We start from the raw sequence: 12,422 nt of genomic DNA on the forward strand, positions 1-12,422 counted from the left end.
CCTCAGCCCTATCGACTACGAGCAGCAAACCACCGATAAGGTGCTGCTCGCCGCATGACAACCCGTGTCCACGCTTCGGGGTGAGCCCTCACCCTCGTCACCGCCGCACACCTGTTCATCACCATGCTGCGACTCGACCCAAAGCGGCTGCGCCGGTCTGACCCTCTACAAGGTCATCCGCGGTTACAACTGCTGCTCGCGACCTGGACCGGCGCATGCCCTACCTGCCATCGAAGGCTGAAACCGTCACGCCGCAGCAGGCATAAGCAAACCTAACAAAGCACTACTAGCCGATCCAGCCATTGCCGATCTTCACCGGTTGCTGGCTGCTGTAGCCGCGTTTGCTCTCGCCGGGGTAGAGCCACAGGTCCCAGGTGTCGTAGTTGATGGCGATGATGTCCTGGTGGCCGTCGGCGTCCCAGTCGGCGACGCTCGCGACGACATACCGCTGCCAGCCGTTGCCGATCTGGACCCGGGGTTGGCTGCTGAAACCCCGGATACTTTCACCGGGGTAGAGGATCAGCAGATCGTTTCCGGTGCCGTTGCCGATGACGTCCTGGTGGCCGTCGCCGTCCCAGTCGGCCACCCATCGGATGTAGCGGAGGACGCCGGCCATGACGACTCCCACCCTTGGCTGGTTGCTGTAGCCGCGCTTGCTCTCGCCGGGATAGAGCCACAGGCCGTTTCCCTCGTACTGCGCCAGGATGTCCTGGTGGCCGTCGCCGTCCCAGTCGGCCAGCCCGCGGATGTGGTAGCCGCCCCAGCCGTTGCCGATCACCACGGGTTGCTGGCTGCTGTAGCCGCGCTTGCTCTCGCCCGGGTAGAGCCACAGCAGGCCGGTGCTGCGCTGGATGGCGAGGATGTCCTGGTGGCCGTCGGCGTCCCAGTCCGTCATGCCGCGGACATAGAAATCGTTCCAGCCGTTGCCGATTCTCACCCGTGGCTGAAAGCTGTAGCCGCGCCTGCTCTCGCCCGGATAGAGCCATAAGTAGCCGGTGCTGCTGTCGATGGCGATGAGGTCCTGGTGGCCGTCGCCGTCCCAGTCCGTCACGCCTCTCACGGAGATGGTGGGAGTCGCGGTCGCGTGCGCGGGCGTGGTGGACGCCAGCGCGACGACTGTCGCGAGGAGGATCGTTGCGGCACGACGGGTTTTCGATGGGCGTTGAGCTGATCGCAGCACGTGTTCCTCTTTCTGTGCTGGAGCGACGGGTCTGCGCCGAGGATCGCATTCGCCGTTCCAGGTGTCGAGCGGCAGGGGCTGCTCACAGTCGCGGCGGCGGCTCCGGGCGAGCGGGTGCTCGCCGACTTCGACGTAGCCGGAGAACAGGCCGATCACACAGAAAGGCGCACTTCATGCCCTTCTTCGGGGTGGGCGTAGGCGTTGATCGTGGCAACCGGAGCCACGAAGGTCCGGCTGTTCTTCTTGTTCCAATCCCATCGCTGATTGACCGGAACGCTGCTGCGCAGGACAAAGCCCTGGCCGCACGGGTTGGCCGTCGTGACGGATGCCTGAGCCGGGGAAGTTGGGGGGCAGACCAAGTACGAGAGAAAGGGGCAGTGACGCCTATGACCTGTGACGTTGCCCGTTCGATTTCGGGTTCCCCGGCCAGGAGGGCCCTTGAGGCTGCGTACAGAATTGAGCGGTAGAGGGGCCTTTGTCCGGCCAATGCGCCACCATGTGGCTGGACAAAGGGCCCCCAGGCGGCGCCCAAGGGGCGGGGCCGCGCGCTCGGCGGGGCCGCGGCGGTGATGGTTACAGCAGGCCGCCGCCGCGGTGGACGACGTGGAGTTTGCCGTCGTACGCCGCGGCGGCAGGGCGTTCGACGGAGGTGGCAGCGGGACTGAAGGGGGTGTCGGTGCTCCAGCTGGTGCCGTTGAAGCTCGACCAGTAGAGCTTGGTGTTGCGATTGGTGTAGCTGCCGCGGTGGACAACATACAGCTTGGTCCCGGTGCCGTCGTTGAAGACCGTCAGGGAGGGTGAGACGGCACTGTTGTGGGTGCCCAATGGGACGGAACTGCTCCAGCTGCCGCCGCCCATGATGTTCCGGCGCGCCCAGTAGAGTCTTTCGTCGGAGTCCGGGCCGCGGAAGACGCAGTACAGCTTGTTCTGGAACACGGCGAGTGCCGGACCGTCCGCGCTCTTCTGGTCCCAGGCGTTGCCGTGGTACCAGCCGTTGCCGTTGTAGTACACCGTATGCAGGTGGCCGTTGCCCTGGCCACGGTAGACGCAGTACAGGGTGTTCCCGAGAACCGCCAGCGCCGGCGCGGAGGGGCTGGCGTGGCCGCCGATGGGCGTGGCGGCGCTCCAGCTGGTGCCGTCGAAGGTCGACCAGTACAGCTGCTCGTTGTCGTTACTGCCACGGTGGACGCAGTACAGCTTGTTGTCGTAGGCGGCCAGTGCGGGCGTGGCGTTGCTGAGGGGGCCGGGGAAGAGGGTGTCGCCGCTCCAGTTGGTGCCGTCGTAGTGGCACCACCACATTTGCTGGAAGTCGCCGCTGGTGTGCGCGCAGTACAGCTTGTCGTCGAAGACAGCCAGCGCGGCGCCCGTGCGAGCGGTGGCGGTGGGCAGCAGCGCGCCCTGGCTCCAGGTGCCGGCGTTGGAGGAAGTGGTCAGGCGCAGCCGTTCCTCGTCAGGCAGGGTAAGGCGGATGTGGAGATCGAAACGGCCGATGCCGTTGAAGCCCCAGTGGTCGATGGCGCCCGGGCGGTTGGCCAGCGCGGCAAGCGCGGGCCGGCTGAAGACGATGGTGCGACTCTGCACCAGGTCGTCGTCGTTGCGGAACCACTCGATCAGCGCCTGGACGAGCGCGGTGATGACAGTGAGGTAATCCCCGATGTCCGATCCGCCACCCTCCCAGTACCAGGCGGGATTGTCCTTGAACTGGTAGGCGATCTGCTGCAGCTTGTCACCGATCTTCTTCAGGTCCTCGACGAGCTTGCTGTGCCAGGAGGAGGGGCTGTCGTCGGCTTCCCAGCACTGGATGTGGATGGGCAGGCTGTTGCCGACCCGGCCGTTGAACAGAGTGGTGCCCGCATCGAACACGCGCACCGAACCGGTCTGGACGTCGCCGTACTCCCGCGTCTTGTTCCACTTGTTCCTGGCGGTCTCATTGGCTGAGGCGTAGGCCCAGTAGATCTCGTCTTGAGGGCCGAACACCGTGTCTCCGGTACTGCGCCGGCATTCGAACCGTTGCAGGTCCAGTCTCAGGTCTATCGGCGGGGGCGAGACCGGGGTCGCGGCGTCAGAGCGGGAGCTGCCGACGACGGTGACGCCGTAGCCGTAGTCGGCCATGGCCTGGAGGAAGTCCTCGCTGTCGAGGGGCTCGTCCTCGGCGAGGGCATCGATGTTCACGAAGTTCACGTTGGGCAGGGCGCGGAGTTCCTCACCCAGGGCGGCGATGTCCTTGGCCAGGTCGTCTTGTGTGTAGCCCTCGGTGAGGGGGCGATCGGCCACGGTGGCGGAGAGTGTCTGGCGGGTGGCGGCAGCGTTCTCCTCGGTGAAGGTGCGGCCGAACGCGCGGACCTCCTCGTCGTCGTCCGCCAGTGTCCGGAGCATGTCGACGAGTTCTTGTTCGAGCTCGGTCAGCTCCAGCCCGGCCTCCAGGCGCGCGGCACCGCGCAGCATCACCCCGACAAGCAAGAAGACGGCCGGGGGCGGCGTTGCCCGGCGGGCGAGGCGTTCGGTGGCCGGGCGGCCCTGCAGGGTGGCCCGGACGCGGTCCAGTCGCTCCGCGCGCGTGGGATATGGCATGTGCTACCTCCATCACCGCCGGTCCCGCGCGGACCGGACCGGCATTGACGTTACTTACCGCAAGGGGTTGATTACACCCCTCAGGTAGGCGGAGACGGGAATTGTCCGCAACCGGCCAACGGGGTGCGGTCACCTCCGCGGGCCGATGTCCCGACGGTGGGCCTGCCCTCCTCCCGCTCGCGGCACGCTGCGCAGACGGTAAACCCTCCTCTCCCGCCCGGAGCGCGGCGACAGGCGTACCGTTGATCTCTGCACTCAGCCTCCTCGACGATCGGAGAGCGCGGCCATCCGTCGCCGGCGTCGAACAGCAGATGGGGACGGGGCGCAGGGCGCTCAGGATCGTGGCGAGGCAAGGGCCAGCAGCGCGGCGGCCAAGGCGCGGCCGTGCGCGGCAGCGTGCCGGCCGTCGCTCAGCCGGATCTGCCGGCCCTGGTGGTGCAGCACCACGGCGCCGTCCGGCTGCCGGGCGGCGGCGAGGCCGGCCTCGGGCAACCGCACCCCGCGCACGCCGTCGCCGAGGTCGCCGCTGAGGTCGGCCAGGTCGGGCAGCACCAGCCCGGCGGCGGCCTGGGCGACGGCCAGCTGGTCGCGCAGTTCTCGCCCTTGCTCGGCAGCGCGCTCGCGTCCGGCCTCGGCGGCCTGGGCCTGCTGCTCGGCGGCCGCGGCGCGCTCGCGCTGGAGGTCGCGGTCGGTGCCGGCCCGGCGCAGCTCGTCCTCGGCGGCTGACCAGCTCCGCTCTTGGCGTGGCGTAGCGCCCATCCGATCTACTTTGAGCGGGCCGTCCCCCGTCGCAGCACTTCAGCGAGAAGGCAAGGAGGTGCGCACGGTCAGGCGTGGCGGGCCATCTTGACGGCTGAGATCAGCAAGACGATGGTCGGGGCAGGGATGAGGACCAGCTCCGGGGTGACGCCGAGCAGTCGGCCGTCCCCTCTGTGTCAAGCCGCGGGCCGCAGGTGCTGCCGAGCCCATTCCTCGAAGCTGGTGAGCGGAAGGCCGAGGTCCCTGGCGTACTGCGGGCGGGCCGGCTGCCCGGCTATGTTCATCCACTCGTGTGAGGCGCCCATCGCCGGCATTCCGGCGGCGAGTGCCTGTTCCTCGGTCATGTCCGGCGCGGGCAGGTGTGTGCCCAGCGCGCGGGAGAGAACCTCGGCGACCTCCGTCATGGACAGATGGTCACTCGCCAGCTCCAGCTCGACCCCGTGGAACCGCTCCGGCTCGGCGATGGCTGCGGCGGCTGCCCTGCCGATGTCGTCCACCGCGGCGAGGGAGAGCCGGGTGTCCGGCTTCACGACGCTCACCAAACCGCCTTCCACACCCCGCGGGAACAGGAAAGCCATGGACGGCAGGAAGTTCTCCATGAAGAAACCCGGTTTGAGGATCGTCCAGCGGGAGAAGCCGGCCGCACGTACCCGGTCCTGGATCGTGCTCTTGGCTCCCAGGCTGGCGTCCAAGGAGCCCCAGCGGCCTGCGATCCAGCCGGGAGCCTCGGTGTGCTGACCGGCGCCACTGGTGGAGGTGTGCACGAACTGCGGCACTCCCGCAGCCTGCGCGCCCTCGATGAGGTTGACGGCCTGGGCCACCTCTCCGTCGAAATCGAAACCTTCGGCGGCCAGGGCGGGCATCTGAACGGAGAAGACGGCGCGGACACCCGTGGCGGCCCGCACCACCGAATCGCGATCGTGGAGATCACCGGTGACCAGATCGGCGCCCAGCGCCTCGACGGCCTTGGCTCGCTGGGTGTCGGGGTGACGCACCAGGGCGCGTACGGGTACGCCTGCGGCGAGCAGGGCTCGGGCGGTGGCGCCGCCCTGCCTGCCGGTGGCGCCGGTGACCAGGACGGGTGCGGGATGTGCAGTCATTGTGCTCCTCGGAGCTATAAACGGCGGGGGTCGCCGTTTTCTGTGCGATAAGATATGGCGGCCCCCGCCATTTAGCAACCCTGGAGATGACGCCCATGCCCGACCGCCAGCGCGCAGACGCCCGGCGCAACTATGCGCGCATCCTCGCCGTGGCCGAGGAGGAGGTCGCCGCACACGGAGCCGGCGCCTCCCTGGAACAGATCGCGCGCGTCGCGGGGGTCGGCTCGGCCACCGTGCGCCGCCACTTCCCGACCCGCCGGGCGCTGCTGGAGGCGGTCTCCCATCAACGCATCGAGGCCCTGGCCGCCCGTGCCCGCGAGCTGACAGGCAAGGGCGACAGCCGTGACGCGCTCCTGCAATGGCTCAGTGACGTCGTCGCCTACTGCGTCGCGGCCCGAGGGCTGGCAGCGGCACTGGCCTACGACGGGGCCGAGACCGACCCCGTACACGAGAACACCTGCTCGGCGATGATGGCGGAGGCGGGGAACCCCCTGCTGCAGCGCGCCGTACAGGACGGGGCGGTGGCGGAAGGCGTCACCGTCGCCGACCTGATCGCGCTGATCGTCGGTGTCGTCCTGGCGACGGAGCACCACCCTGACCCGGCGGCCCGCGCGGACCGGCTGTTCCGGCTGGCCGTGGCGGGGCTGAGCCCGCAGGGCTGAGAAGCCTGCTCGAAAGACCGTCCCCCGTCCTGCCTGCTTGATTCGAATCGTCAGGCGGCGAAGCGGCGGCAGGCGAACCTGAGTGGCCGATCGCCTCCTACCATCTGGACACGGCCAACGCTCGACTTTCGGGGGTGAACGCCCGGGCTGGCCTCACCCGGTCGTTCTCGGCGTCAGGCTTGCGCGAAGAACAGCCCGGGATCGCCGTCTTTACCGTGGACGGCGCAGGTGACCGCTCCAACTCGTTGTTCGCAAATCAAGGTTCGCTGTCACGGGATCCCCCGCATGGCCGGTGGCGATCAAGGTAGAGTGCACCCCAGCATCGAACGTATGAGCGAAGCGCACTGCTGGAAGATCATCAGGGAGAGCCGCCTCACGGGCGCCGCCCTCGTCGCCGCCCGCGAGGTCTTCCCGTCGATGTTGTTCTCCTGCCGGCAGTACGCCAACGCCGTCAACGATATCGCCGCCCTCGCCGAGCAGGCTGAAGACGAGCGCCCAGCAGCAGCTCACCGAGGAGCTGCTCGCCCTGCGGTACGTCTTGACCGAGGCTCTGCTCAACCGCTACGAAGCCGCCATGAGCGAGCACGCTGGACGTCTCGGTAGCCCCGCCCAGGTTGAGGCCCGCCTCTACCCGCCACTGCCTGGCGACGACGACGCAGAGGACGCTCGCCGAGCGTGGGAGCGCAGCATCCCTGGCCAGGCCGACCGATGGCGACGACTGGGGCTTGCCGGCCTGACCCAGGATCGTGGCCACGCCTTCTGGCAGATCATCCGCCTCGTGTGGCTGTTGGCCCACGGCCGCAGCGAGATCGAAACCTTCCTGACGCGGCTCGAGGAGCTGGTGCCCGAGCTGGCTGGCCAGCATGTCGAGCCGGTGCCGTAACGCGCGCCGGCCTCGATCCCGGAAGGATGGAGGGACTGTCCCCGCCGGGAGGCTCGTGGCAGGCCTCGCGCGTGGCCGTACGGCCGGACCGGCTGCTGTCGATCAAATCGGCGTTCCCCGGGGACCTCCCGATCTTCCCCCAGCACGCGGATACGGGGCCGAGCGCCCAGACCCTCCTGGAGCCGCCATGTACCGTGACGTATCGCCCTGACCGACTTCGCTACCCAGCGCACCCGCTACATGGAAGCCGTCGTCTGGATGCACGACACCTATGTCGGGTCGCTCGTCATCCCCGCGCCCACCCTGACCGCCGCCTATGCCGCGGTCCCGACCGGGCTCGCCCCGTCCTGGACGACCTGGTCTCCTGCGGCCGCCCCCTGCGCGGACTCCCCGACGGTTGCGGCCCGCCTGGCCTGAGGAGATGCCCTTCCGTGATCCGGCTCTCGACGCCGGCGATGCTCCTATTGATGTCAACCGTTAGGGCCATGATCACTTTTGGTGTTGATCTGGTAGAGCTCGCGGGCGATGTAGCGCTTGAGGCAGCGGGTGATTTCTTTCTTGGACAGGCCGTCTTGTGTGCGTCGTTGCATGTAGGCGCGGGTGCGGGGGTCCCAGCGCAGGCGGACCAGGGCGATTCTGTAGCGGGCGGCGTTGGCTTGGTGGTCGCCGCCGCGGTTGAGGCGGTGCCGGTGGGTCTTGCCGGAGGAGGCGGGGGTCGGGGCGACGCCGCAGAGCATGGCGAAGGCGGCTTCGGAGCCGAGCCGGTCGTGGTTGTCTCCGGCGGTGACCAGGAGCTGCCCGGCGGTGTCGGGACCGACACCGTGCACGGAGAGCAGGGCGGGGTTGATGGCGGCCACGAGAGGCTGCAGCAGCTCGTCGAGGTTGTAGATCTCCGCGGTGAGCTGGTGGTGGCGGCGTGCCAGGCGGGCCAGAGCGATCATCGTTGCGGTGGCTGGGTCGCCGGCCTGAGCGTGGTCGGGTTGCAGAGCGGCGCAGGTCGCGATCAGTTTGCTGGTGGGCAGGCGGCGCAGCTGGGAGCGCAGGTGGTCGGGGGCGGTGACGATCAGGGCCTTGATCTGGCGCTGGGTGTCGGCGCGCTGGTCGATGGCCGAGCGGCGGGCGATGCGCAGGCAGCGCAGCGCTTCGACCTGGCCCTCGCGCTGCTTGGGGGTGCCGGTCCGGTCGCCGGCCAGGGCGGCCTTGGCGGCGGCGATGGCGTCGATCGGGTCGGACTTGCCCTGGAAACGGCGGGTCTTGCGGTCGGGCCGGTCGATTTCGATCACATCGATGCGCTCGGCCTGCAGCAGCCGGGTCAGGCCGGCTCCGTAGACGCCGGCGCCTTCGACGCCGACCCGGGTCAGTTGTCCGAAGGAGCGCATCCAGGTCAGCAGGGCGGTGTATCCGGCCGGCGTGGCGGGGAACTGCTCGGTGCCCAGCACCCGGCCGACACCGTCGATCACCGCTGCGGTGTGGGTGTCCTGGTGGGTGTCGACCCCGCCGGTGACTTCGCGGATCGGCCTGTCGTTAACGAAGCTGTCACCAGGTACACGCGATCGCGTTTGCCCTGGCCATTGAGCCGTCTGGAAGGGTCCCTCCCAGAATTTTCGGGGTTTGCGGGACGTATCGGATCGTGTGCGGTATGTAATTGGTCCGGATCACGGGGATCGGACTTGCGGTAGCTGGCCTTGATTGCTGGCAACCCCTGGGGAGAGAGCCTGAAGTGCCATGGCGCGTGCCCTCGATGAAGACGAACTGGTCGGCCACTGGACGCGCCGACCGGGTACGGGCGGCGCTGCTGGCCCATTTGAAGGATGAGCGGATCGAGCCGCCGGCCAAGCAGCGACTGCAGCGGATCGTCGGCTCTGCGCTGGACCAATCCGAGAAGGCACTAACACTGCGCGTCTGGTCACGGGTCAGTGACGACGTGGCCGAGCGCATGTTCACCCTGATCGCGCGCCGCGGCGAGGACGGCGCCGAGACAGAAGATCGGGATTCACAGGCCGGTGGTGAGATCGGGGACGGCGGTGAGGAGGTGTCGGCGGAGGCTGAGGGCGTGGACGTGTTCGCGGCGATCCGGCAGGACTCCGGCAACGTGAGCGTCACCACGATGGAGAAGGAGGTGTTCAAGCTCGGCGCCATCGAGGCGATCGGGCTGCCGCAGGACGTCTTCGACGACATCGCCCCCGGCGTTCTGCTGTCCTGGCGGGCGCGCGTGGCGGTGTCCTCGCCCAGCCATCTGCGCCGGCATGGTCACGAGTTGCGGGTGACGCTGCCGGCGGCCTATCTGCACTGCCGCCGCCGGGAGATCATCGACGCGATGACGGACCTGCTGATCACCACCGTGCAGCGGATCAACGCGCGCGCCGACACCAAGGTGACCGAGGAGTTCGTCGCCGAGCTGAAACGCGTCTCGGGCAAGGAGAACATCCTGTTCAAGATGACCCAGGCCGCGACCGCTGCTGGGTGATGTTGACCATCCAGGTGATACCGAACCGGTCCACGAGCGAGCCGGCCTCGTCACCCCACAACTGCTTCTCCAAGGGCAACGTCACGGTGCCGCCGGCGGACAGCCTCTCGAAGTAGCCGCGGAGTTCGGCGTCGTCGCCGCCGAGGAAGACCGCAACGTTGTTGCCCGGGGTGTGGGGCATCTCTTCCCGGACGTCCCAACCCATCAGCGTGTAGCCGTCCGGGGTGCGGAGCGTGGCATGCATGATTCGGTCGGCGGGTGCGTCCGGCGAGCCGAACTCGGCGTACGTGCCCATCTCCAGCTTGCCGCCCAAGACGTCCCGGTAGAACTCCATCGCCTGCCGTGCGTTCCCGTTGAAAGCGAGGCACGGGTTGAGTTGAGACCCCATCTGATGCTCCTTCGTGTGAGTGAATTGCGAACGGCCAGGACCGCAGCAGCAGGCACCGACGGTTGTCCGAACCTGGCAGTGCTCGACCGCCGAGGTTTCGGCCCCCGGAACTGCTTGCGCGCCCAGACCCGTATGGAGTGACCGCTCAGGGTGTCTGAGGGATCACTCCGTTAAGCCTCCCAGCGAATCACGACATCCTGTGTCGTGTATTCCCGTGCAGTTCGGGGGCGCAGGGTGGCGAAGTCGGCGTGCGCGGCCGCGACGGCCTCGGGGTAAGCCTGCTGCTTGTCGTATCCGGCCAGGGCCCTGCCTCCCTGCAGCCCGAGCCCTACCCTTCCGGCGGAGAGGTAGGGCCGCTGAGGGCCAAGCGGTCCTGATCGACCACGGAAGTCAGAGAGGCGTGGGGCACGACCAGTTCTTAGATGACTTTTGTTATCTGGCGAGATAGCGATCACCGGCATAGCGCGAGCTGGGCCGCCGTCGCCCGGCGCGGACGCTTCGATTCCCGGTTATCTGGCAACCCGGCGGGTGGTGGAGGTCGACACGATGGATCCGGTCATCGCCGAGCAACTCGGCCGCGCACACTCACTCGCCCGGCACCTGGACGACTTCCTCACCGACCTGGCCAACGCCGGCGCCTCCGCGCACACCCGGCGCGCCTACCGCGGCGACCTGATCGCCTTCGCCGCCCACCACGGCGAAGAACTCGGCGCACTGTCCGCCGGACCGGTCCGGGCGTTCCTGGCCGAGCTCGCCGATCTGTCACCGGCCAGCCGCAAGCGCAAACGCGCCGCCGTCGCCTCCTTCGCCGAGTGGGCGGTCCGGCACGACCTCCTGACCGCCAACCCGATGGACCGCATCGACACGGTCAAGGTGCCCAAGACCCTGCCCCGCCCGGCCGCGGCCGCCGACGTCGCCAAGGTGCTGGCGGCGATCTGCTCGCGGCGGCCGCGCAAGGATCTACCGCTGGACCGGCTACGCGATCGGGTGCTGTTCGAGACCGCCTATGTGTGCGGCGCCCGCGCCTCCGAAGTCTGCGGCCTGTATCTAGCCCGCGCCGGCTACAGCGCCGGGCCGCTGTTTCGCGCCTCCATCAACGGCCACGGCGGCCCGCTGTCCTACGACGCCGCCCACCACCGCTGGCAGACCTACTGCGCCACCGCCGGCGTCGAGATCGACATCCACCAACTGCGCCACGCCCACGCCACCGAACTCATCAACGCCGGCGTCTCCATCGAGGCGGTGCGCCGCCGCCTCGGCCACGCTTCTGCCGAAACCACGCAGCTGTACGCGCTGCTGGACGACAAGGTGGCCGACGCCGAGATCCGCGCCGCCCGCCGACACCGCGACCGGACGAGCCGTTGAGCTACCTGCTCCGCCCGACGCTCATGCCAAGCACCGCTCCGACGCGTCGACCAGGGGCGACGCGATCGCATGTACCTGGTGACAGCTTCGTTAACGACAGGCCTGATCGGGGCGGTGTCGGGTGTGATGGAGGTCATCGTCGTCCTGTCGTCTTGACCGAGGGGCAGGGCGGCACGCACCAGCCGGGCAAGCGGACAAGACAGTGATGGGGCCTCTGGCCAGGCTCCTATGAAGTCACAGGCGCCACGTCCGGTGAGTGCAGATGAGCGCTTCCCGGCCGTGGACGACAGATCCCGTTGAGGACCCAAGGTCAGTCAGTCGGTGGGTCAGCCCCTGGCGGGAAGCGCTCATCTACATCATCACTGTCAGTCGGTGGTCAGTCCTGTGATGATCAGGTTCAGGCCGTGGGCGAAGTGGGCGGCGAAATCGGTGCTGGTCAGTGTGGCTTCGGCGGCGGCCAGGTTGGGGTAGGCGTCGGGGTCGAGGGCCGCGTGCAGCAGGGTCAGTGAGGCGGGCAGCTCGGAGCCGGCGAGAGACTGGGCGGCCTGTTCCTCCAGGGTGTGGCCGACGGTGAAGTGGATGATCGTGAGTGCCGTACGGGTGGCGGCCTCGGGGGTCGGGCATGTCTCGCGCAGCACGCCCACGAGCGTCTCGGCGTAGTTCAGCGTGTTGGGGCCGACGGAGTGGGTGCCGGCGTAGACCCGTGCGCCGTCGCGGTGGCGCAGCAGCGCGGTGCGCAGCCGTCCGGCCAGTTCGGTGAGCTGATCACGCCAGGCGAGCCCGTCGGGCAGCGGGTCGGCGCAGCCCGCGAGCATCTCCTCCGCCATGGCGGCGAGCAGCGTCTGCTTGGTGGCGAAGTGCCGGTAGAGCGTGCCCGCCTGGACGTCGAGGGCCGCGGCCAGACGGCGCATGGTCAGCGCGTCGAGCCCGTCCTCGTCGACCAGGCGCAGGGCGGTGGCGACCGCCTCCGGCACGCCCATCTTGCGGGGGCGGCCCCGGGAGCGCTGGGCGGACGAGGAGGTTGACGTGGGTCCCATGCCCAGTGAT

12 protein-coding genes are annotated in these 12,422 nt (G+C 68.7%); 5 read left to right on the forward strand and 7 right to left on the reverse strand.

Annotation, left to right across the window (positions count from 1 at the left end; all coding sequences use genetic code 11):
- Positions 1-286 precede the first annotated feature (286 nt).
- The 4 genes from ACIBQ8_RS50600 to ACIBQ8_RS50615 all read right to left on the reverse strand — a co-directional run bounded on the left by ACIBQ8_RS50600 (position 287) and on the right by ACIBQ8_RS50615 (position 5,610).
- The gene (locus tag ACIBQ8_RS50600; protein WP_397195842.1) at positions 287-1,336 is read right to left on the reverse strand and encodes an FG-GAP repeat domain-containing protein; all 1,050 of its coding nucleotides are present in this window, start codon (positions 1,334-1,336) and stop codon (positions 287-289) included.
- Between the two features lie 417 nt (positions 1,337-1,753).
- The gene (locus tag ACIBQ8_RS50605; RefSeq protein WP_397195843.1) at positions 1,754-3,751 is read right to left on the reverse strand and encodes a sialidase family protein; all 1,998 of its coding nucleotides are present in this window, start codon (positions 3,749-3,751) and stop codon (positions 1,754-1,756) included.
- Positions 3,752-4,084: 333 nt separating this feature from the next.
- Entirely contained in the window at positions 4,085-4,510 is a 426-nt protein-coding gene (locus ACIBQ8_RS50610) for a hypothetical protein (protein ID WP_397195844.1), read from the reverse strand.
- Positions 4,511-4,686: 176 nt separating this feature from the next.
- Positions 4,687-5,610: an NmrA family NAD(P)-binding protein gene (locus ACIBQ8_RS50615; protein WP_364420669.1), complete on the reverse strand. Its 924-nt coding sequence runs from the start codon at positions 5,608-5,610 to the stop codon at positions 4,687-4,689.
- A 95-nt stretch (positions 5,611-5,705) separates the two neighbouring features.
- On the opposite strand from ACIBQ8_RS50615, the gene ACIBQ8_RS50620 reads away from it, so the two are divergent.
- From ACIBQ8_RS50620 to ACIBQ8_RS50630, 3 genes are all read left to right on the forward strand, one after another.
- Positions 5,706-6,272, forward strand: coding sequence for a helix-turn-helix domain-containing protein (locus ACIBQ8_RS50620; RefSeq protein WP_352328251.1), 567 nt, complete (start codon positions 5,706-5,708; stop codon positions 6,270-6,272).
- Between the two features lie 538 nt (positions 6,273-6,810).
- Complete coding sequence (locus tag ACIBQ8_RS50625) at positions 6,811-7,155, forward strand: hypothetical protein (protein WP_397178847.1); 345 nt, start codon at positions 6,811-6,813, stop codon at positions 7,153-7,155.
- Between the two features lie 240 nt (positions 7,156-7,395).
- Entirely contained in the window at positions 7,396-7,572 is a 177-nt protein-coding gene (locus tag ACIBQ8_RS50630) for a hypothetical protein (protein WP_397178848.1), read from the forward strand.
- Between the two features lie 53 nt (positions 7,573-7,625).
- Here the strand turns inward: ACIBQ8_RS50630 and ACIBQ8_RS50635 are convergent, their stop codons facing one another.
- Positions 7,626-8,669, reverse strand: a complete 1,044-nt coding sequence (locus ACIBQ8_RS50635) for an IS110 family transposase (protein ID WP_397195854.1) — start codon at positions 8,667-8,669, stop codon at positions 7,626-7,628.
- A gap of 131 nt (positions 8,670-8,800) precedes the next feature.
- Here ACIBQ8_RS50635 and ACIBQ8_RS50640 point away from each other — a divergent pair, with 131 nt between their 5' ends.
- Entirely contained in the window at positions 8,801-9,622 is an 822-nt protein-coding gene (locus tag ACIBQ8_RS50640) for a hypothetical protein (RefSeq protein WP_397195845.1), read from the forward strand.
- On the opposite strand, the gene ACIBQ8_RS50645 is transcribed toward ACIBQ8_RS50640, so the two are convergent.
- Positions 9,588-10,010: a VOC family protein gene (locus ACIBQ8_RS50645; RefSeq protein WP_352331411.1), complete on the reverse strand. Its 423-nt coding sequence runs from the start codon at positions 10,008-10,010 to the stop codon at positions 9,588-9,590. The two genes, ACIBQ8_RS50640 and ACIBQ8_RS50645, sit on opposite strands and share 35 nt — an antisense overlap.
- 546 nt (positions 10,011-10,556) lie before the next feature.
- Between ACIBQ8_RS50645 and ACIBQ8_RS50650 the strand changes: the two genes are divergently transcribed.
- Entirely contained in the window at positions 10,557-11,375 is an 819-nt protein-coding gene (locus ACIBQ8_RS50650; RefSeq protein WP_397195846.1) for a tyrosine-type recombinase/integrase, read from the forward strand.
- A gap of 365 nt (positions 11,376-11,740) precedes the next feature.
- Here ACIBQ8_RS50650 and ACIBQ8_RS50655 read toward each other — a convergent pair whose 3' ends face one another.
- On the reverse strand, positions 11,741-12,412 hold the full coding sequence (locus ACIBQ8_RS50655; protein WP_387683028.1) for a TetR/AcrR family transcriptional regulator: 672 nt from the start codon (positions 12,410-12,412) through the stop codon (positions 11,741-11,743).
- Positions 12,413-12,422: the final 10 nt, after the last annotated feature.

Source organism: Nonomuraea sp. NPDC049646 (assembly GCF_044465525.1).
Classification (GTDB): Bacteria; Actinomycetota; Actinomycetes; order Streptosporangiales; family Streptosporangiaceae; genus Nonomuraea.

Excerpts from the sequence above, each read along its gene's own strand:
- ACIBQ8_RS50605 (WP_397195843.1), bottom strand. The coding sequence starts at position 3,751 with ATGCCATATCCCACGCGCGCGGAGCGACTGGACCGCGTCCGGGCCACC.
- ACIBQ8_RS50610 (WP_397195844.1), bottom strand. The coding sequence starts at position 4,510 with ATGGGCGCTACGCCACGCCAAGAGCGGAGCTGGTCAGCCGCCGAGGAC.
- ACIBQ8_RS50615 (WP_364420669.1), bottom strand. The coding sequence starts at position 5,610 with ATGACTGCACATCCCGCACCCGTCCTGGTCACCGGCGCCACCGGCAGG.
- ACIBQ8_RS50620 (WP_352328251.1), top strand. The coding sequence starts at position 5,706 with ATGCCCGACCGCCAGCGCGCAGACGCCCGGCGCAACTATGCGCGCATC.
- ACIBQ8_RS50630 (WP_397178848.1), top strand. The coding sequence starts at position 7,396 with ATGGAAGCCGTCGTCTGGATGCACGACACCTATGTCGGGTCGCTCGTC.
- ACIBQ8_RS50645 (WP_352331411.1), bottom strand. The coding sequence starts at position 10,010 with ATGGGGTCTCAACTCAACCCGTGCCTCGCTTTCAACGGGAACGCACGG.
- ACIBQ8_RS50650 (WP_397195846.1), top strand. The coding sequence starts at position 10,557 with ATGGATCCGGTCATCGCCGAGCAACTCGGCCGCGCACACTCACTCGCC.
- ACIBQ8_RS50655 (WP_387683028.1), bottom strand. The coding sequence starts at position 12,412 with ATGGGACCCACGTCAACCTCCTCGTCCGCCCAGCGCTCCCGGGGCCGC.